The organism is Psychrobacter sp. MES7-P7E (assembly GCF_002863645.1).
GTDB lineage: Bacteria > Pseudomonadota > Gammaproteobacteria > Pseudomonadales > Moraxellaceae > Psychrobacter.
In genome coordinates, this window is the sequence record NZ_PJBU01000116.1 from 89,996 (window position 1) to 110,330 (window position 20,335).

16 protein-coding genes are annotated in these 20,335 nt (G+C 42.9%); 3 read left to right on the forward strand and 13 right to left on the reverse strand.

The annotated features are described in order from the left end of the window. Positions 1 to 294: 294 nt before the first annotated feature. The 9 genes from nqrM to CXF62_RS14120 all read right to left on the reverse strand — a co-directional run bounded on the left by nqrM (position 295) and on the right by CXF62_RS14120 (position 9,104). Positions 295 to 540 carry a (Na+)-NQR maturation NqrM gene (gene nqrM / locus CXF62_RS14080; protein ID WP_057762175.1) on the reverse strand — a complete coding sequence of 82 codons (246 nt, stop codon included), beginning with the start codon at positions 538 to 540 and terminating at the stop codon, positions 295 to 297. A 200-nt stretch (positions 541 to 740) separates the two neighbouring features. Next, on the reverse strand, positions 741 to 1,895 hold the full coding sequence (locus CXF62_RS14085; protein WP_102094875.1) for an FAD:protein FMN transferase: 1,155 nt from the start codon (positions 1,893 to 1,895) through the stop codon (positions 741 to 743). 123 nt (positions 1,896 to 2,018) lie between these two features. Next, positions 2,019 to 2,819, reverse strand: a complete 801-nt coding sequence (locus CXF62_RS14090) for an SDR family oxidoreductase (protein ID WP_102094876.1) — start codon at positions 2,817 to 2,819, stop codon at positions 2,019 to 2,021. Positions 2,820 to 2,988: 169 nt separating this feature from the next. Continuing rightward, positions 2,989 to 4,224 carry an NADH:ubiquinone reductase (Na(+)-transporting) subunit F gene (gene nqrF, locus CXF62_RS14095; RefSeq protein WP_102094877.1) on the reverse strand — a complete coding sequence of 412 codons (1,236 nt, stop codon included), beginning with the start codon at positions 4,222 to 4,224 and terminating at the stop codon, positions 2,989 to 2,991. A 122-nt stretch (positions 4,225 to 4,346) separates the two neighbouring features. Continuing rightward, the gene (gene nqrE / locus CXF62_RS14100; protein ID WP_011281361.1) at positions 4,347 to 4,955 is read right to left on the reverse strand and encodes an NADH:ubiquinone reductase (Na(+)-transporting) subunit E; all 609 of its coding nucleotides are present in this window, start codon (positions 4,953 to 4,955) and stop codon (positions 4,347 to 4,349) included. Next, the gene (locus CXF62_RS14105; RefSeq protein ID WP_101204727.1) at positions 4,955 to 5,626 is read right to left on the reverse strand and encodes an NADH:ubiquinone reductase (Na(+)-transporting) subunit D; all 672 of its coding nucleotides are present in this window, start codon (positions 5,624 to 5,626) and stop codon (positions 4,955 to 4,957) included. The genes nqrE and CXF62_RS14105 overlap by 1 nt, the downstream gene beginning before the upstream one ends. Position 5,627: 1 nt before the next feature. Further along, positions 5,628 to 6,530: a Na(+)-translocating NADH-quinone reductase subunit C gene (locus CXF62_RS14110; RefSeq protein ID WP_057762167.1), complete on the reverse strand. Its 903-nt coding sequence runs from the start codon at positions 6,528 to 6,530 to the stop codon at positions 5,628 to 5,630. Beyond that, positions 6,511 to 7,746 (reverse strand): NADH:ubiquinone reductase (Na(+)-transporting) subunit B, encoded by a 1,236-nt coding sequence (locus tag CXF62_RS14115; RefSeq protein ID WP_057762164.1) that lies wholly within the window; start codon positions 7,744 to 7,746, stop codon positions 6,511 to 6,513. Before CXF62_RS14115 ends, CXF62_RS14110 begins: the two co-directional genes overlap by 20 nt. A gap of 5 nt (positions 7,747 to 7,751) precedes the next feature. Continuing rightward, positions 7,752 to 9,104, reverse strand: a complete 1,353-nt coding sequence (locus CXF62_RS14120) for a Na(+)-translocating NADH-quinone reductase subunit A (protein WP_101204726.1) — start codon at positions 9,102 to 9,104, stop codon at positions 7,752 to 7,754. 1,096 nt (positions 9,105 to 10,200) lie between these two features. Between CXF62_RS14120 and hisA the strand changes: the two genes are divergently transcribed. The 3 genes from hisA to CXF62_RS14135 all read left to right on the forward strand — a co-directional run bounded on the left by hisA (position 10,201) and on the right by CXF62_RS14135 (position 13,039). Next, positions 10,201 to 10,938, forward strand: coding sequence for a 1-(5-phosphoribosyl)-5-[(5-phosphoribosylamino)methylideneamino]imidazole-4-carboxamide isomerase (hisA, locus tag CXF62_RS14125; RefSeq protein ID WP_102094878.1), 738 nt, complete (start codon positions 10,201 to 10,203; stop codon positions 10,936 to 10,938). A 64-nt stretch (positions 10,939 to 11,002) separates the two neighbouring features. Next, complete coding sequence (locus CXF62_RS14130) at positions 11,003 to 12,676, forward strand: mechanosensitive ion channel family protein (RefSeq protein WP_102094879.1); 1,674 nt, start codon at positions 11,003 to 11,005, stop codon at positions 12,674 to 12,676. Between the two features lie 81 nt (positions 12,677 to 12,757). Further along, entirely contained in the window at positions 12,758 to 13,039 is a 282-nt protein-coding gene (locus tag CXF62_RS14135) for a hypothetical protein (protein ID WP_102094880.1), read from the forward strand. A 117-nt stretch (positions 13,040 to 13,156) separates the two neighbouring features. Here the strand turns inward: CXF62_RS14135 and rnr are convergent, their stop codons facing one another. From rnr to thrS, 4 genes are all read right to left on the reverse strand, one after another. Beyond that, on the reverse strand, positions 13,157 to 15,433 hold the full coding sequence (gene rnr / locus CXF62_RS14140; RefSeq protein WP_101204722.1) for a ribonuclease R: 2,277 nt from the start codon (positions 15,431 to 15,433) through the stop codon (positions 13,157 to 13,159). Between the two features lie 139 nt (positions 15,434 to 15,572). Continuing rightward, positions 15,573 to 16,817 carry a toxic anion resistance protein gene (locus tag CXF62_RS14145; protein ID WP_057762157.1) on the reverse strand — a complete coding sequence of 415 codons (1,245 nt, stop codon included), beginning with the start codon at positions 16,815 to 16,817 and terminating at the stop codon, positions 15,573 to 15,575. Between the two features lie 405 nt (positions 16,818 to 17,222). Continuing rightward, on the reverse strand, positions 17,223 to 17,726 hold the full coding sequence (infC, locus tag CXF62_RS14150) for a translation initiation factor IF-3 (protein WP_057762155.1): 504 nt from the start codon (positions 17,724 to 17,726) through the stop codon (positions 17,223 to 17,225). Between the two features lie 23 nt (positions 17,727 to 17,749). Further along, positions 17,750 to 19,684, reverse strand: a complete 1,935-nt coding sequence (gene thrS / locus CXF62_RS14155) for a threonine--tRNA ligase (RefSeq protein WP_102094881.1) — start codon at positions 19,682 to 19,684, stop codon at positions 17,750 to 17,752. Positions 19,685 to 20,335 lie beyond the last annotated feature (651 nt).

Here is a 20,335-nt window from a genome sequence, read left to right on the forward strand (position 1 = left end):
ACGTACCTAAACGGTAATCGATATCTTAAATGCGACCGAAAAATATATGTAGCGCGTAAGACATACATTCGCTTAACTGACTTTGCTAAATCGGCAGGCAGCTTAATATATGAGTGGTTACTTCGAGTTACGGCTTTAGAACAGTGATAATAAAAGATGGCGATAATAAGGAATCTTAAATAAGTAGTCTTATCGCACAATAAAAATAGCGCCAAGTCACTTTTGAATGACTTGACGCTATTATAAGAACATATGTCAGGTAAATGCTACCAGCGTATGGTAACCAATAGGCTATTAAACCGATTTACCCAATTGAGCAGCTCTTAATGCATTCTCTTGTTGTTCAGCGATTAATGAATCGCACTTATTGGGATCATTGCCGCAAAACGAGCAATTTTCGTCGCCCATCAATTTGGCAACACCGCCACAAGATCCTCTAAGCGGCTTTTTTTTGACCATATAACCGACGCCCATAAAAATGAAGAATAGGACAAATACGGTGAAAGTAATGGCAAGCATAGGAAGCAGTTGGCTAAGCATAGAGGAAACCTCATTTTAAAAAATAGGGCAGTTATTAGTAGTGTTGTCTAAGTTCATGACAGCTAAGCACCGTTAATAACAACTGTATAATAGTATAGCAAATTTTAGTGCAGCTCGTTGTGCGTTAACGTATTCTCTTGTTTCACATCTATCACTTACCAGTGGCTTGTAGAGTATACCGTCTAGAGCTTAGAGAACGTTTAGAGCTTTTTATCAGCACGTAACGCTTTCATCGCTGGTGTCTGTACCACCTGCCAGTCGTCAATGTCATCGTCAGCAGCTTCGTTAGACATATCGTCAGAACCTTTTGCTTTTACATCATCAGCTAGCACCACAAACATGGCCGCCAGATTTTGTGTTTTAGCGACATCTAGTGCCTTGTGATAAGGCATCGCGGTAAGGGCAGTTGCCCACGCATCCGCCAGTGCAACCGAATCAGCTGCGACAGTGACTGAAGGTGCGCCGCCTGCAATAGGGTTGCCCGTTGTCGGATCGATAGTATGGCTATAGCGTTTGCCATCGAATATGACAGAGTTACGATAGTTGCCAGAGGTCGCTAAATGCATTTGACTAGCCGTATTCTTGGGCTGGCGAATAGCAGATACGGTTTGGCGTTCGCTGACCGTGCTGCCTTCAATAGGAGCGTCAATCGCAATTTGCCATGGCTGCTGCTGGTTGTTCACACCAGAGGTGGCAATTTCACCGCCGATCTCAACCATATAGTTACGAATCTGGTAATCATCTCTCAACACATCAGCGATGACATCGACGCCATAGCCTTTGGCAACGGCAGAAAAATCTAAACCAACGCCGTCTTTGGTCTTATAGATGGTGTCGTCTTTCTTTATGATGCTCTCAAAATCGACCAATGCTTTTGCTTGAGCAATCTCTACTGCGGTCGGTGGACTTTGTAAACGCTCGACCGTCATGGTACTTCCAAAGCCCCAGGTGTTTACGAGTGGCATAACGGTAGGGTCAAAAGCACCGCCTGATTGCTGATAGACAATTTGCGAGACATCTAGCACACGACTAAAATCAGCATCGATAGTGATAGGTTTGTCTTTGCCCAAACGGTTGAATGTAGATATTGTTGAATCGTTTTGATAGGTAGACATGCTATCGTTAATTTGTTTTAGGCGCTCGTCTACCGCAGCTTGTATGGCAGCTTCGTCCGCATCATCAGGCAACTGATAGCTAATATGGTAGCTCGTCCCCATCGTCTCACCGATCAGATAGTTATAGTCTGGGGTTTGCTGGCAAGCGCTGAGACCTAAAGTACTGGCAAGGCTGACGACGCCTACTAAGGTAAGGTGTAGAGGTTTTTTGGAAGATAAGCTGTATATAGTGTTTTTCATAATATTTTCGGTATGGCGTAGAAATGAGTAGGGTGTAAAACAAGCCACGCTTATTTTACACCCCTTGAACCCAAAAATACTAATGAAGGCACCATTCAGCGACAATTCGTTCGGTTGATCGAATTATTTTACTTGTGACTCACGTATGAGCTTATAGAGTTGTGGCGGAGAGACGCGGTTGACCCGTGTTGCCAGTTTTTCTTTGCGACCAGCGACGATAATATATTCTTCTTCCTTGGCGAGCGCCTTCACAACTTGTTTAGCAAACTCAGTCGCAGTTAGACCATTATTGGTTGCCTCATCCATCGTACCTTGTGCGCTACCATCGCCAGTCAATGCATTGATAGAGATGTTGGTCTGAATAAACCCGGGGAATATCGTGGCTACTTCGATACCTTGGTCATGTAGCTCAGCGCGCAAGCTATTTGCCCACATATGCAGTGCCGCCTTGGCTGCTCCATAAGCGCCGCGATATTGTGTACCTAATAGGCCTGCCACACTCGAGACCATCACGACTTTGCCGCCACCTTGTGCAATCATGTCAGGCAGTGCCAGTCTAGTAAGGCGCGTCTGAGCAAAATAATCTATTTCCATGATTTGACGCTCGACCTCTTCATCGGTATCCATGATAAGTGCGCGTTGACTGATACCGGCATTATTAATCAGCCAATCGATCTTTCCTACTTGAGCTAGTGCCATCTCATAAGCGGATTTTGCTTGACTGGAATCACTGATATCAAAGGGAATGACAATATGTGTGTCAGCACGCTTGCAGCGTTGTTTGACTGTGTCTAATCTGTCCTGATCGCGTCCACTTAAAATAATCCGAGCACCTTTTTTGGCAAAGGCTATGGCAAGGGCTTCTCCAATACCGCTAGAGGCACCTGTAATCCAAATGGTTAGATCTTTGTATTTCGTTTTCATAAGAGTCCTTTCTCAATGTTTAGATAGTCCATCATATAGGATAATAAAGCGACTCTACTAGCTAGATTTGTAGTCTGTAACGGCATTACTATGTGTAAAAATCGCACAAAAAAAGAGCCTCAATTGAGACTCTTTTACATACACTTTTAAGTTTATCTGGCGGGGTTATTTAACCACCGAAATCATCAAGCATGATGTTTTCGTCTTCTACGCCCAAGCTGTGTAGCATATCGATCACAGCAGCGTTCATCATCGGTGGCCCACACATGTAGTATTCACAGTCTTCTGGGTTTGGATGATCTTTCAGATAGTTTTCGAGCAACACGTTATGGATAAAGCCTGTTGGACCTTCCCAGTTATCTTCTGGTAATGGGTCAGACAGAGCCACATGCCATTCAAAATTGTCAAACTCTTCTTCTAGCTGATCGTAATCTTCAACATAGAACATTTCACGAATCGAGCGAGCACCATACCAGAAACTGATCTTACGATCTGTTTTCAAGCGCTTGAGCTGATCAAAGATATGCGAGCGCATGGGAGCCATACCAGCACCACCACCGACAAAGATCATTTCAGCTTCAGTCTTCTTGGCAAAGAACTCACCATAAGGACCTGAAACCGTCACTTTGTCACCAGGTACTAAGCTAAATACCCACGAAGACATTTTGCCTGGTGGAATACCGTCAGGACCACGTGGCGGTGGACTTGCGATACGGATGTTAAATTTGATGAGGCCTTTCTCTTCAGGATAGTTGGCCATTGAGTAAGCACGGATAACTGGCTCATCAACTTTTGAAACATAGTTGAAGATACCGAATTTTTCCCAGTCTTCTCTATATTCTTCATCAACCACAAAGTCTTTGTAGTGCACTTCATGCGGTGGCGCTTCCAACTGTACATAACCACCAGCGCGGAAGTTTACTTCTTCGCCTTCTGGAATTTTTAGTACCAGCTCTTTAATGAAAGTGGCAACGTTATCGTTAGAGATAACTTCACATTCCCATTTCTGTACATCAAAGAACTCAGGGTCAATCTCAATTTTCATGTCTTGCTTAACAGCTACCTGACAAGCTAAGCGCATGTGATTGCGGATTTCACCTTGAGTAAAGTAGCCTTCTTCGGTGGGCAAAATAGAACCACCACCTTCAATAACGCGGCAACGACACTGCGCACAAGTACCACCACCACCACAAGCTGAAGATAAAAATATACCTTCGCCCGCTAGCGTTTGTAGTAGTTTGCCGCCAGCTGGTGTCACCACATCATTATCGGGATTATCATTAATATGGATAGTGACATCGCCTGAACTGACCAGTCTTGAGCGCGCCGCCAAAATAATAGCGACGAGGCCCATGATGATCAAGGTAAACATAGCAACGCCACCAATCGCCGTAGCGTAATCCATGGTAGGTATCCTTAATCTATGGGGTAGGGGTGTGGGAGCATAATCTATGCTGTACCCAAACCTCTACCGAATAAATGAATTAAATAAGTCAAATAGCTAATGAAAGCTTTGAGCTTAGCGGTTTAGATGGACATACCACCGAACGACATAAAGCCGAGCGACATAAGACCAACCGTGATAAAAGTAATACCAAGACCACGCAGCGGTGCTGGAATATCTGAGTATTTTAGCTTTTCACGGATACCCGCCAATGCTGTAATAGCAAGTGCCCAACCGAAGCCTGCACCCACACCATAGACAACAGATTCACCAAAGTTATAGTCACGCTCAACCATAAATAATACACCACCCAAGATGGCACAGTTTACGGTGATTAGTGGTAAGAATACCCCAAGCGCGTTATATAGACTCGGTACAAACTTATCCAAGAACATCTCTAGGATCTGTACGGTGGCTGCAATCAAACCGATATAACTTAGCAATCCTAAGAAGCTCAAGTCGATATCAGGGAACCCTGCCCATGCCAGCGCACCATCTTTTAGGATGAACTGGAATAGTAAATTGTTTAGTGGAACGGTAATTGCCATCACGACAACAACAGCAACACCTAGACCAATCGCTGTAGAGACTTTTTTGGATACGGCCAAAAAAGTACACATGCCTAAGAAGTAGGCAAGCGCCATGTTCTCAATAAAGACTGAGGTTATAAATAAACTAACATAATGTCCCATTAGTGACCGCCTCCATGTGCCATGCCTTTAGACTGCGGCTTCATTACAAACTCAGCTTCTTCAACTTGTTCTGGTTTCCAGATACGGACAACAGCGATGAACAAACCAATGATAAAGAACGCTGATGGTGGTAACAGTAATAGACCGTTTGGTATGTACCAACCGCCATCAGTGACTGGCTGTAGAATCGTAATACCGAACCAAGTACCAGCACCCAATAGCTCACGGATAGTTGCAACGAATAGTAGTACTGCTGAGTAACCAAGACCGTTACCAATACCATCTAAAAAGCTTGGGACTGGTGGGTTGCTCATAGCAAATGCTTCGGCACGGCCCATAACGATGCAGTTCGTGATAATCAGACCAACGAAAACTGACAAACCTTTACTGACGTCATAAGCAACTGCTTTTAGTACCTGATCAACCAAGATAACCAACGAAGCAATAATCGTCATCTGTACGATGATACGAATGCTTGATGGAATCTGCTTACGGATAATCGAGATAAAGAAGCTTGAAAATGCCGTTACCAAGGTCAATGCCACACACATGACCATAGCGTTAGCCATGCTGGTGGTGACAGCCAATGCCGAACAGATACCAAGGATCTGTAGGGCAATAGGGTTATTATCAAAGATAGGCGTGGTTAAAATGCTTTTAGTGTCAGCCATGTTATGCCTCCTTGCCGTTTGCTACTGGTAGCTTGGCTGCCAATTCGGTTTTAGGTTGAGCTGCCGGCTTTGATTGATTTGCTTGCGTGTCTGCACCTTCAACCGTTTGGCCGCTCTTTTCGCGTAGCGTATCTAGATAAGGCTTATAACCTTGCTCACCTAACCAAAACTGAATCATATTGCTGACGCCGCGGCTAGTCAATGTCGCACCGCTGATGCCATCAACCCAGTTTTCTTTTGGGTTACCAGCTTTGGTTACACCAGTGGCAACGTTACCATTCTCGTCATAAGACTCGATACCGCTCCACTTTGCACGCCATTCTGGCTCTTCGATACGAGCGCCAAGACCTGGGGTTTCTTTATGCTCGTAGAAACTGATACCTTTGATGGTATTCATATCACTTTCGAGCGTTAAGAAACCATAGATAGTGCCCCATAGACCGTAGCCCTGAATTGGCAATACAACCGTTTCTGGCTGACCGGCATCATCATTTTTGACATAGACTTTGGCATACTTTGGCTTACGACCAATACCAGCAGGATCGTTGTCACCCAAGTCTTCACTTAAAGCTTGGTTTTTTGTCGCTTGACTGGCGTCATAAGCATTACGATCAGGGATGCCAGCAGTTTTTAGCGCATCGTCATCGAGATAAGTACCTTCGTTTAGATCAATAATTTTGACTTCAAAGTCTTTAAAACGTTCGGCGACATCATCTGCTGTATCAGACTCAGCGTCATACATATCAGCCGCGACTAAGATGTTTTTGTTACGGTCTAAACGAGCGTTTTCAACTTGCGCAGGCTTTAGACCAACAGCCACTGCTGAGACCAACACTGAACACACCAAGCATAGCGTCAAAGCCACACTGATGGTTTTCGCGTTATTACTTTTGGGCTTGGACATAGCGAACCCTCCGAGCGGTTTGGCGTTTGATATTTGCTTGAGTCACAAAGTAATCAAACAATGGAGCAAATAAGTTGGCGAATAGAATTGCCAGCATGATGCCTTCTGGGAAAGCAGGGTTGATGACGCGAATCAATACGGTCATAAAACCAATCAAGATACCGTAAGCCCAGCGGCCTTTGTTTGTATGCGCAGCTGATACTGGATCGGTTGCCATAAATACAGCACCGAAAGCAAAGCCACCGATAACCAAGTGCCAGTAGAACGGCAAGCTCATCATCATATTGTCTTCAGAGCCAATCATGTTGAATACAAGAGACGTCGCAATCAGACCGACCACACAACCTGCCATAATGCGCCAAGAAGCAATACGCGTCCATAGCAACACTGCCGCACCCATTAGGATAGCTAGCGTCGATACTTCACCGATACTACCTTGCATGTTACCTAAGAATGCATCACTCCACGTGATGGCATTACCATAGACATCGACGAAGTCCTGAGGAACCACACCAAGGGCTGCAAGGCCAAGAGGGGTTGCACCTGAGAAACCATCTACTGCTGTCCATACTGAGTCACCAGACATATAGGCTGGATAAGCAAAGTATAAGAATGCACGACCCGATAGGGCAGGGTTAAGGAAGTTTTTACCAGTACCACCGAACACTTCTTTTGCGACAACCACACCGAAGATAATACCTAGGGCGACTTGCCATAAAGGAATATCAGGTGGTAGACATAATGCAAATAGAACTGAAGTCACAAAGAAACCTTCGTTAACTTCGTGTCCACGGACGACAGCAAAGATAATCTCACAAAGAATACCTACCGCAAACGTCACGATATAAATAGGCAAAAACTGCATCGCACCATAGACGAAACTTGCCCAGATACTGTCTGGATTATAGCCTGCCATGCTAGTGATCACAGTACGCCAACCTTCTGGCTGCAATCCAAGCTGAGCGATAGCGGTTAGTGCTTGATGACCAATATTGTACATACCCCAAAACATCGCTGGGAACGTACATAGCCATACGGTAATCATAATACGCTTTAGGTCAATCCCGTCACGTACATGCGATGATGCATAAGTGGTTGAGCTTGGTTGACGTAAGAACGTATCAAACATCTCAAAAATAGCGTAGTACTTTTCGTGTTTGCCGCCTTTGGTGAAAGATGGCTCCATACGATCGAACATATTGTGTAAAAATTTCATCGTGGTTAGCCCTCCAGCTCAATGCGCGTTAAGTTATCACGCAAAATATCACCGAATTCATATTTGCCAGGAGATACAAAGGTGCATAGTGCCAAATCTTCTTCGTCCAGTTCAAGCACACCCAAATCTACTGCGCTAATGATGTCTTCGACAATCAATGCACGTAGTAATTGAGTTGGTAGGTAATCTTGTGGCATGACTTCTTCATAGACACCGATTGGTACCATGGCTCGTGGTGAGCCGTTACTGGTCGTAGTAAAGTCGTATTTTTTGCCACCAAAAAACTGCGAAATATAGATAGGCAGTTTTGAGAAGCGGTTTTTACCTGGAGTAAAGAAATGGAACGCAGGACGCTCACGACCTTCAGTCAAGACGCTGATCTGATTGTGAAAACGACCCAAATAGGCGATGTTTTCAAACACTTTGCGACCAGACAATACTGAACCTGAAATGATACGGTTCTCGCCAGCAGCCAGCTTACCTTTGGTTAATGCAGTGATATCAGCACCGCGCTCAGTCATAACCAACTGCGGGTTAGTGACCGCAGGTCCTGCTAAGCTCACCATACGGCGCGTATATAGACGACCTGTCGTAAATAATTTACCGATGGCGATCACGTCTTGATAACCAATCGTCCATACGGTTACACCGCGGCTGATAGGGTGCAAGAAATGAATGTGCGTACCAGCAAGACCAGCTGGATGCTTACCAGCAAAACCATGATACTCAGTGACGTTATTCGCTGCAGTTTTTGCAACTGGCGTCAGTTGGGTATCGCCGTGATGGCAGACAAAGGTCTTTGGACTAAGCGTAGATAATACAGCAAGTCCATCATTGAACGCTTGTAGCTGCTCATTGATCACAAGCATCGGGTCAAAGGCAAGTGGATTGGTATCCATTGCTGTGACAAAGATGGCATGTGGACGAGCGCCGATTTCGGGTGCGCGGCTATAAGGACGCGTACGGAACGCCGTCCATTCACCAGAGGCAATCAGTTGGGTTTCAACGACTTCAGAGTCTAGGTCAGCAAGCTGCTGTGAGTCATAGCGCTCAAAGTCTACTTCTTCACCATTTGGGTCGACCGCAATCACAAGACTCTCAAACACTCGACGTTCGCCACGTTTAACAGCGACGACCTTACCGGCAGCAGGGGCAGTGTAGATCACGCCAACACGTTTTTTGTCTTCATAAACGGGCTGACCTTTGGCTACAATGTCACCTTCTTTGACATTCATAGTGGGCTTCATGCCCACATAATCATAGCCAACAAGTGCTACATGTGTCGGTTGGTGCTCAGATATCTCGCGGGAGGGTTCACCAGTGATGGGCAAATCCAAACCTTTTTTGATGGTAATCATAAGCGAAAACTTAGTCCATAGTCTAAAACGATACCAGACGTCCTGTTTGGTATATCGGTAGCATGAACATTTGTATCACTCAACAAAGCCTTCAATCGCCTATTTCCTTTATAGTGAAATAGGGATGAAAGCTCTGTGAAGACAATACATGATCATAACTACTAGTAAGAGTATTAACGCTGACCTTAGACTCCTTAACAACACGTTAATGTCTTATTCGAATTACCAAAGTGGCGACTGGCTACCAAGGTGTATGCTAAAACCGTTTCATCGAAATCAATCGCTACAGCGCATGGCTAAAAGAGACTGGTTTAAATACAAATGGCTTTATCACACGTTTCATTGAAATTTAAAACTTGTAACACCAGTATGTTTGACCCTCTCTCGTTCACTAATATCGTTCAAAGATATTCGATAGAATAAGAGTGTGGCCAAATAACGATCTATTAAGGTAGATGATATACTGGTTAAAAGACAAACTAGCTAAGCAACTGATAAGCAAACCTCACTTATTATAAGCTGCTATAGTTTTAATCGTAACGGTTTTAATATAGTTAGCTAGTGATAGGGACTTGCAAGACATCTAATTAAGGTTAAATACCGCAGAATCGATGGTTTAGAGACTATTGGTTGAGATTTTTTCAGATAGTCCTTTTTAGCAATTTCTTGGCCAATATTTTATTGGCGTATTGAACGATTGCTCGATCCATCCTGATCACCATGCTGTATTAGTGAGCTGTAACAACTCAACAAAAAGCGTAACACATGGTTACTATCACATAGAAACAAATAAAAATTTACCTAGGATTATACGCTAAATTGACCTAAAATTGCCAGTCAGTAATAGAATTTAACGATTGTTGGTAGTGATTCTACGTACTAAAACTTATGGTTATGATTGTCTAGTTTCTGTCTTTCTTATTTGTATTCAAACAGATTGCTAACTTAGCGATGTCTTGGTTTTCGATCTGTCCATAATTTATGCTACTTTTAAGCAGCGTTTTCTATCGTTATTTGACGCTTCAATAACGTTTCATTCTCAAAATTTTAATTTACTAAATTTATTGCCAATCTTGTGCTTTATAAGGAATGCTATATGTGTGCTGTGCCTGTCATTATCCCGGCTATTGATTTAAAAGATGGTAAGTGTGTACGTTTAAAACAAGGCCGTATGGAAGATGATACGGTGTTCTCAGATGACCCAGTTGCCATGGCAGCGCGTTGGGTAGATGAAGGCGCGCGTCGCTTACATTTGGTCGATTTGAATGGTGCTTTTGATGGCGTGCCAGTACATAGACAAGTAGTCAATGATATTACCAAAGCCTACCCGAACCTGCCTATTCAATTGGGCGGCGGTGTACGTAACATGAATACCATCGAGCAGTATATTACCGCAGGTTTGACGTATATCATTATCGGTACAAAAGCCGTTGAGGATCCTAATTTTGTCGCGGAAGCTTGCCGCGAATTTGCAGGGCATATCATCGTCGGTATCGATGCCAAAGACGGTATGGTAGCTACTCATGGCTGGGCAAACGTGACAGATACCAAAGCGACCGAGCTTGCTAAGCGCTTTGCAGATGTAGGCGTGTCATCAATCGTTTATACTGATATCGCCCGTGATGGCATGATGCAAGGAGTCAACGTCGAACAAACTGTTAATTTGGCGCGTGAAGGCGGATTACCTGTGATTGCATCAGGCGGCGTTACTGATATGAAAGATATCGAGCTGTTAAAGCCGTATGGTGATTGTATCGAAGGTATCATCACTGGTCGTGCTATCTATGAAGGCACGTTGAATTTGAGCGAAGCGCAGCTTTATTTAGATAGCTAAATCCAGATAGCCAGTTACCAACAACAAGCTAAGCGAGAAAATCCGTAAAAAATAAAGGATGCTTATGGCCACTTATATTGACCGTCCGATAGTACGCATTTTTATAAAAGCGTGGGGTCAAATAGTGTTGCTACTAAGCATCCTTTTTGCGTTTTCAGCGCATGCTGCCAGTGAAGAAATTTCTGGTATCGCAGCAGCACTAGGTATGGAGACAACTGAAGGTGTAGAAACGACAGAGGAAAGCGTATCTAACGATAATTCTGCCACATCAGAAAATGAAACATCAACAGGTGATACAACAGAACTTGACAGCTCATTGCCAACGCCTGCTCCACCGCCAGTAATCAGTGGCGAAAGCACTAATAATGCTCAAATCGAGACTACACCCACACCGCAAAAAGACAACGACATTCGTCAACGTATCAGCGGTATTTTCTCTGAAATCGAAGGCTTACAAGCCGTCAACGTTAGTGTCACCCAAGGGGTCGTTACCCTAACGGGAGAAACAGCCAACGAAAAAAAAGCACAACAAGCTATTAACCTAACCAACCGTCTAACAGATGTCGTCACTGTAGAAGACAGAATTAACCGTACACTAGATGTTCAAGAGAATGTCTCAACGGTCTATCAAGGTCTAAAAGCGCAGGTGACCAATCTTGTGAAGGCGCTGCCGCTACTATTGGTCGGCATTGTTATATTTGCCTTGGTAGCATGGTTTGGCAGCTGGTTATCTAATCGCAAAAAAATGTGGCAACGTCTGACGCCCAATCCATTTGTCGCTGAGCTGCTGTCACAAACAGTCAAAGTCATCTTTATTATCTTTGGTCTGATTCTAGGACTAAGTCTTATAGGTGCAGAGACTATTTTAGGCACATTGCTTGGTGGTGCAGGTGTCATTGGTATTGCGGTTGGTTTCGCAGTCAAAGATACTATCGAGAATTATATCGCTTCACTAATGCTGAGCATTCGCCAACCTTTTCGTGCTCGTGACCATATCGTGATTAATGGGCAAGAGGGCATCGTGGTTCGTTTGACCTCGCGCGCGACGATACTGATGACATTAGATGGTAATCAGTTACGTATTCCTAATGCTGAAGTCTTTAAAGGTACGATTCTAAACTATACCAAAAATCCTGAGCGCCGATTTACTTTTGAATTGGGCGTTGATGCCAATGATGATCCATTAGCAGCAATCAAAGTCGGATTGGATGCGATACATACGCTGGCGTTTGTGTTGAATGAACCAAAGGCGATTGCGGTTATTACCAATGTGGGTGATTCTAATATTGTTTTGGAATTTCAGGTTTGGGTAGATCAATCAGAGACTGACTTTGCCAAAGCACGCAGTATCGCCATTCGTGAAACCAAGCACGCACTAGAAGATAAAGGCTTTAGCTTACCTGAGCCTATTTATCGTCTGCGCTTCAACAATAAGTTAGAAAAAGCCTTTGAGCACATGCAAAGCAGTGTCAGCAATGCTAATAATGTTCAATCTGATATGACGATTACGCCGACGATTCCTGAATCTGCTGAAAAAAATCAGGTCAGCGAGAGTCATACGGATGACCAAGATAAAAAACAAGCCAAGGCTCGAGCCAAAACCATTCTGCAAGGTCGCAGTGCTAATGATGTTCTCGATGCCCGTCCTGACGATAAGCTGATGGAAAAAGTCGAGCAAGAGATTGCTCAAAGCTCAGATGAGACGGATTTATTGAATAATAATAGTCCTCAAGAATAGATATTAAACGTTAAATAAAGTTTAGGCATAAAAAGTGCAACAGAATCTATATTTGGTAGTTATTCAAATACGGGGCTTTTTATGGAAATGAAACACGTCATTATCTTTGCAGTAATTGGTATTGTGGCATTACTCGGCTTCAACATCATCAATGGCAATAGTCGCGAACAAAATAGAGAGATCGCAGCCAGTAGCGTAGCGGCTGAACAGCCTGATTCTACAGTAGCTACCTCTGATACAGATATTACTAGCCAGCCACTTAGTCAACAGCCGAAAGCTATCGTAGATAGTGCTACTAGCAAAATTGATCAAGCGCAGCAAGCCGAGCAAGACCGTGTAGAGCAATTAGACGATGCGCAATAGGCACAATAAATAGCTATATCATTGATGATTGAAAAGTACACAGCATAAAAAAGGCTAACGATTACGTTAGCCTTTTTTATTGTATTACAACATCAGTATCTAAGTATCAGTCTAAGCTTAGCTTTTTTTGGCAGCGCCTCTGCGGTTGCTGCTTCTTTTCGCTGGGGTTTTCTTAGGCTGTTCTTTCTTCGGTTGACCTTTTTTGCTTTGGTTCATTGCACTAGATTGCAATTTAGCCTTCAAATCAAAATCAATTTGTAGCAGGTCCATGTTGACACCCGCAACCTTCACCTTAACTGAATCGCCCAGTCCAAATAGCGTGCCTTTATCCTTACCGATAAGCTGCTGTTGCTGCTCATCGTAGACAAAGAAGTCATCGCCAACGTTTGAAATATGAACCAAACCGTCGATATATAAGTCAGTCAATGTGACGAATAGACCAAAGCTAGTAACCGTAGTCACAACGCCTTCAAATTCTTCACCGACATGATCGGTCATATAGTGACACTTGAGCCAAGATTCTACATAACGTGATGCTTTTTCTGCACGGCGTTCTGTATCTGACGTTTGTGTACCAGCACCTTCAAGAGAAAAGTCCATAACAGGCTGTGGGCTGTTGGTAACTTTTGCCTTAATCGCACGATGCAGCATCAAATCTGGATAACGACGAATTGGCGAGGTAAAGTGGCTATATTCGTCATATGCTAAGCCAAAGTGACCAATATTGTCAGGTGCATAATTTGCTTGCATCATTGAACGCAGCAGCATGCTATGAATACTGATGGCATCTGGTCTGTCTTTGGTCGCTTCGATAATCCGCTGATAATCCGCTTGCGTTGGATTCTCTTCGGGGAATGGTAAGCCAAAGTTTTTTGCATATTCATGAATACGCATCGACTTCTCATTATCAGGCTTATCATGGTTACGATATAAAACTGGTAACTCATGCTTAAGCGCGAAGTTTGCCGCACAAGTATTGGCAAGCAGCATACATTCTTCGATTAGCTTCTGAGAGTCGCCACGAGTGCGTGGTAAAATCGCTTCGATTCCGCCTTTCTCGTTAAACTTGATATACGTTTCAACTGTTTCGAATTCCATTGCATGACGTTCTTCACGCTTTTTAAGCAGTAGCTCATACAATTGATGTAACGTATCAACAGATTTTTTAACGTCTTTATTACCTGTCAGTGATTTAGGTAATCTCTTATCATTTGGGTTCACAAGATAATCATTTACTTGATTATAAGTTAGACGTGCTTGTGAGTGCATCACTGACGGATAGAACTCATATCCAGTCACTTTACCGGCACGCGATATCTTGATATCAGCAACCATACATAAGCGATCTAGATTAGGGTTCAATGAACATAGGCCGTTAGATAATACTTCAGGCAACATTGGAATCACGCGATGCGGGAAGTATACTGAAGTACCACGCTCATAAGCATCTTGGTCAAGTGGTGAATTCGGTGTCACATAATAGCTGACGTCCGCAATCGCAACCACGACACGGTAGTTACCACCAGAACGCTTTTCAGCAAATACAGCATCGTCAAAGTCACGAGCATCTTCGCCATCGATAGTGACAAGCGGTAGATGACGTATGTCTGTGCGGCCTTTTATGTCTTTTTCGGTTGGCTCCTGATAGTCATCAGCTTGTTTAAGCGCAGCTTCGCTAAAATCTGATGGAATATCATAGTTGAGCAGGGTAGTCTCAATAATCAATTCACGATCATTATCGTCAGACAGCACTTCAGTGATTTTACCAGTGGCAAATTCATGCTGGTTTGGCCAGTCAATGATATCGACTTTAACAGGAGCGCCTTGTTTGATATTTAGCGCCTGAACATTGTCATCAGTAACCGTAATCGGTTGATGATTGTTCGGGCTACCAAGCTCAACACAATAGCCGTCTTCATCACGAGCAAGTGTACCGATAAAGTTGTTTTGGCGGCGTTCGACAACATCGACGATACGCCCTTCGGTACGTCCACGATTGTCTGTCGAAGTGCCGACGGCTGCTACCGTGTCGCCATTGAATACCCAGCGCATTTGTTTTTCATGTAAAAACAAATCTGGCATATCACTTAGCACCACAAAACCAAAACCTTTTGGATGGGCAGACACTGTACCTGAAACGATATCTTGCTTGGTCACTGTGCGATAGCGATAAGGACGACCATCACGATTCACTTGGCCATCACGTGCCATTGCTTTTAGACGATTGCCCAAAGCGTCAAACTGATCAGGGTCATCAATGTTAAAGGCTTTTGCCAATTGCTGATGCGTGACTTCCCCATGTTCATTAATCGTGCTGAGTATCAGCTCACGACTAGGAATCGGGTTATCATATTTTTTTGCCTCACTTGAGGCGTTTGGATCATTCCAACTCATAAATTACCGTATCTATTTTTAAAATTATTAATAGTGGCTATCTTAACACGAACGACGTTGCAATATCTTGCGTCAATTGTCTTATGTGTATTCGGTAGCAGGAAGCGGTCAGTTTTCTGGCGACCGCTATAGGGATAAATCAAATATCGATATCGACATTGCTCGATTGGTTAGTGATTTTTTTACTATCCAACTCTTTTGAGACTTCTAACACCGTAGTCTGATTTGATTTATCCAAGTATTTTTGTGCTTTATCTACTTCAGTGGTCAATGTATTGACCGTTTGCTTCATATTCTCTAGTGCTTCAATTTTATAATTGCTAATCATATCCATAGTGTCATAGACATTATTGAAGGCATTTTGCAGTTTATCAAGCTCAATGCTACTGCTGGTCGCCTGCTCATGGATTTCACCTGACTGACGCTTGAGCATCGCTGAAGTTGATTCAATCAAACTACTGGTGGTTTTATTCAAAGCAGTGATTTGATCTAATACCAATTTTTGATTGGTCATGGCTTGAGCAACGACAACAGCCGTGCGTAGTGCAGATACCGTCGTCGTGGTTGCGCGATCGACACCTTTAATCAGCTCTAAGTTATTACGGCGAATGGTATCAAGCGCCAAATAGCCTTGTACATTCACTGCTAACTGGGTTAAAAAGTCAGTGTTTTTTTGACGGACATAGAACAACATCTCTTCTTTAATGATGCGCGCTTTTTCTGGATCTGTTGCTTCTATCGCATAGACCTTCTGCTCAAGTTGCTCATCAATTTTTTTGCCAACATAGACATACTGGCGAATAGACTGCATCAGCTCCCACATATTGACTTTTTCTTGCTCAATCATCGCATTGTCTTTGAGCAATTCATCTTTACCATTGTAGAGACTGGTAACGACCGCATTGATATGTGATTGTGCTGATTCATACTGACGGAAATAATCTTGCACCTTATTGCCGAAGGGAATGAGACCGAACAACTTGCGTGAGCTGGTCAGCTCTTTTTTGCTCGGATCTAAGTCTTCGACAATCCCGCGTAGTTCCGTCAATGATTTGGCGATAGGAGAGTTGTCGAATAAACTGTCATTAAGACTTTTTGCAGGCAAATCTAACATTCGATTAGATACTTGCGCAGATTCACGAATCTCTTTGGTACCTAGATTATGAATAGACTGCACATTTTGTCGAAACTCATCGCTATGCACAGAGTTGGTAAGCACATGATCAACAAAAGCATCAACCTTGGCATCGAGCTCAGGAATTTGGCTTTCATCCAATTTGACCATCTGATCTGCTTCACTTTTCTGTATTTCTTTGACAGGTTCAGGTGCTGTTAGAGAGATACTGGGAGTTGTAGCGTTTTCTGGTGGCGTCAATTCTTGCATGAAATATCCTCTGATATCGGAGAAGGGAAGTGTTTTTTTCAACGACTCTGACAGTCGTGATATACATTGTTTTTATTTATACACTTAGCTTTTATACATTTATAAAATGTTTTTAGCTCGTACTAATTTTTATCAAATGATCATTAGTTACTGCTAAATACTAACTAGTAAATATAACTAGACCTTTAGATTACCGTGTAATCAGAAAGTTGAGAAGGTGGGTTTTGTAAAATAGCGTCAATCAATGATGCTAGGCTATTTATGTTCAATATAGCTGCGTTCATTACTGCCGTTTTTGAGTCCAAATAATAAAAAACCATCAATATCCCGCAGCATATTGATGGTTAGAGTTATAAATAGCTATATAGACTAACAGCCACCACTCAAAGCAATCCAATAAACAGATTACTTTTTCTTAGTGGGTCCAAGCAGCATACCCATCTGACGACCTTCCATCTTAGGGTACTGTTCGACGTTTGAGATATCAGCAGTATCTTCAATGATACGATCAAGTTGTTTGCGACCGATGTCTTGGTGCGCCATTTCACGTCCGCGGAAACGGATGCTAATTTTAACTTTGTCTTGATCTTCCAAGAAGCTCACGATTTTTCTCAGTTTAACCTGATAATCGGCCTCTTCGGTACTAGGACGTAGCTTCATCTCTTTCAGCTGAGTCTGCTTTTGGTTCTTCTTAGCTTCTTTAGCCTTTTGCTTTTGATCATAGAGGAAGTGCTTATAATCCATGATCTTACATACTGGCGGCTTAGCTTCAGGAACTAATTCAACCAAATCTAGATTTTCATCACGTGCCGCTTTCATCGCGGTTGCGATATCAACCACGCCCATTTGCTCGCCATCTTCTTTAACGAGACGGACTTCTTTGACATTGATATCTTCGTTGATGTTCAAACGGTTGGACTGTTTAATAGGTATTACTCCTCATCTGTTTTTGGGGTCTGTCGGCCTTTTTTACTGACAGCGGTCTGTACTAATGTAATAAATTCAGAAACACTCATCACGCCAAGGTTCTCACCTTCACGAGTTCGGACGTTGACACTGCCCGATTCGACTTCTTTATCCCCTAATACTAGCATATAGGGAATACGTTCTAATGTTTTCTCTCGTATCTTAAATCCAATCTTTTCGTTACGCAAGTCGCTAATAGCGCGCAAACCTGCATTTTTAAGCTCGCTAACTACGTTTTCGCATGCATCAGCCTGTTTATCGGTGATATTCATGACCACAACTTGCTGCGGTGCTAGCCATACTGGCATCCAACCGGCATAGTTTTCGATCAAAATACCGATGAAACGCTCAAACGACCCTAAGATTGCACGGTGCAACATAATAGGTACTTCACGATCGTTTTGCTCATTGACGAACTCTGCATCTAGTCGTTCAGGCATATTCGGATCAACCTGAATAGTGCCACACTGCCAAATGCGTCCTAATGAATCCTTTAGACTAAACTCAATCTTTGGACCATAGAATGCACCTTCGCCAGGTAAGTAATCCCAGTCTAGCCCTGAGCTATCAAGCGCATCTGCAAGAGCCTTTTCTGCAAAGTCCCAAGACTCATCACTACCAACACGTTTTTCAGGGCGGGTAGAAAGCTTCATAATGATATTGTCAAAACCAAAATCTTCATAGACAGCGAGCGTTAGCTTAATAAAGTCAGCAACTTCTTGTTGAATCTGTGCTTGCGTACAGAAAATATGCGCATCATCTTGCGTAAAACCACGTACACGCATCAGACCATGTAATGATCCTGATGGCTCATTGCGATGGCAAGAACCAAATTCAGCCATACGTAATGGTAGATCACGATAAGACTTTAAACCTTGATTAAACACTTGCACGTGACAAGGGCAGTTCATCGGTTTTACTGCATAATCACGGTTTTCGCTAGAAGTCGTGAACATATTGGTTGCATAGTTGCCCCAATGTCCTGAACGCTCCCACAAGCTGCGATCAACGATTTGAGGTGTCTTAATCTCTTCGTAGCCGTTATCGTATTGTACTTTGCGCATATATTGCTCAAGTACTTGATAAATCGTCCAACCATTAGCATGCCAGAACACCATACCTGGCGCTTGCTCTTGCATATGAAATAGGTTCAGCGCTTTACCGATTTTACGATGGTCACGTTTTTCTGCTTCTTCAATACGCTGGATATAAGCTTTTAGCTGTTTCTTATCAGCCCACGCAGTACCATAGATACGTTGTAACTGCTCATTTTTCGCATCGCCGCGCCAATAAGCACCTGACATTTTGGTCAGTTTAAATACTTTTAAAAAGCGCGTGTTTGGCACATGCGGGCCACGGCACATATCCACGTATTCTTGATGATGATACAAACCGAAGGCTTCTTCACCTGGCATATCATTAATAAGCTTTAACTTATAGTCTTCGTTACGTGATTCAAATATCTCAATCGCTTCGGCACGGGGCGTCATTTTCTTGATAACGTCATAATCTTGCTTGATCAGCTCCATCATGCGTTTTTCAATCGCTTCCATATGCTCAGGCGTAAATGGCGTTTCACTAAAGATATCGTAATAAAAACCATCATCAATAACAGGACCAATGACCATTTTCACATCAGGGTAGAGCTGTTTAACAGCATGACCTAACAGGTGAGCGCATGAGTGACGAATAATATCAACACCGTCGTTGTCTTTTGGCGTTACGATTTCAACATTGGCATCAGCGACGATAGGATCATGTGCATCTACTAGATGACCATTTACACGTCCAGCAACCGTCGCTTTAGCGAGTCCTGTCCCAATACTTTGCGCCACTTCCATGACTGTTGTATGACCTTCAAAGTCTTTTACACTACCATCGGGTAAAGTAATCGCTACCATAATCTATTCGCCTATTATTGGGTCCGTTGGCAGTGATGATTGCAACCATCAATCATATAACCGTGAGACCACATCAATTATATCTAATCATCGTGATATGTTGTGAAAGGGACGCATTACCTAGAGTTTTACTATGACTATCTAAGCTAGAGCTGATGTAAGGCTTAAGGCCAGTTAATCAATAGCATTGCAGCAAAATGCATTTCGCTATATGAATAATACAACAGCCAACATATATAAGTAATGCAGCAAAATACCTATTATAGCAAAAACCGTCTCTCAACACTAGATATCAAGGGATTGCGCGACGACTAATATAAGAGCCATATCTTATGATAAAGGTAGTATCAAATACTGAACTATATAGGACAATATATTGAAAGCATCATATAACCCCGAATAACTTAGCTTCTATATAGTGCTAGTTATATGAATATCAACATTCAAAAACATCATAGATCATCTGCTTAAGAGAAATATGTAAGAATATCAAGATGAATAAGTCCAGTTATGAGGATTAGATAAAGCTGGTCTTTAATGGAAACTGATGAACTAAATGGTATTGCACACTAGTATTAAAGAAAATAGAAATCCTCAGTTTTATAACCCATTGAAAGAAATACAGATTTGTTTCTCTCTTAAAATAAGTTC

Excerpts from the sequence above, each read along its gene's own strand:
- CXF62_RS14105 (WP_101204727.1), bottom strand. The coding sequence starts at position 5,626 with ATGGCTGACACTAAAAGCATTTTAACCACGCCTATCTTTGATAATAAC.
- nqrF (WP_102094877.1), bottom strand. The coding sequence starts at position 4,224 with ATGGATTACGCTACGGCGATTGGTGGCGTTGCTATGTTTACCTTGATC.
- CXF62_RS14090 (WP_102094876.1), bottom strand. The coding sequence starts at position 2,819 with ATGAAAACGAAATACAAAGATCTAACCATTTGGATTACAGGTGCCTCT.
- CXF62_RS14130 (WP_102094879.1), top strand. The coding sequence starts at position 11,003 with ATGGCCACTTATATTGACCGTCCGATAGTACGCATTTTTATAAAAGCG.
- CXF62_RS14085 (WP_102094875.1), bottom strand. The coding sequence starts at position 1,895 with ATGAAAAACACTATATACAGCTTATCTTCCAAAAAACCTCTACACCTT.
- nqrM (WP_057762175.1), bottom strand. The coding sequence starts at position 540 with ATGCTTAGCCAACTGCTTCCTATGCTTGCCATTACTTTCACCGTATTT.
- CXF62_RS14120 (WP_101204726.1), bottom strand. The coding sequence starts at position 9,104 with ATGATTACCATCAAAAAAGGTTTGGATTTGCCCATCACTGGTGAACCC.
- CXF62_RS14110 (WP_057762167.1), bottom strand. The coding sequence starts at position 6,530 with ATGTCCAAGCCCAAAAGTAATAACGCGAAAACCATCAGTGTGGCTTTG.
- rnr (WP_101204722.1), bottom strand. The coding sequence starts at position 15,433 with ATGAGTTGGAATGATCCAAACGCCTCAAGTGAGGCAAAAAAATATGAT.
- hisA (WP_102094878.1), top strand. The coding sequence starts at position 10,201 with ATGTGTGCTGTGCCTGTCATTATCCCGGCTATTGATTTAAAAGATGGT.
- CXF62_RS14115 (WP_057762164.1), bottom strand. The coding sequence starts at position 7,746 with ATGAAATTTTTACACAATATGTTCGATCGTATGGAGCCATCTTTCACC.
- thrS (WP_102094881.1), bottom strand. The coding sequence starts at position 19,684 with ATGGTAGCGATTACTTTACCCGATGGTAGTGTAAAAGACTTTGAAGGT.
- nqrE (WP_011281361.1), bottom strand. The coding sequence starts at position 4,955 with ATGGGACATTATGTTAGTTTATTTATAACCTCAGTCTTTATTGAGAAC.
- CXF62_RS14135 (WP_102094880.1), top strand. The coding sequence starts at position 12,758 with ATGGAAATGAAACACGTCATTATCTTTGCAGTAATTGGTATTGTGGCA.
- CXF62_RS14145 (WP_057762157.1), bottom strand. The coding sequence starts at position 16,817 with ATGCAAGAATTGACGCCACCAGAAAACGCTACAACTCCCAGTATCTCT.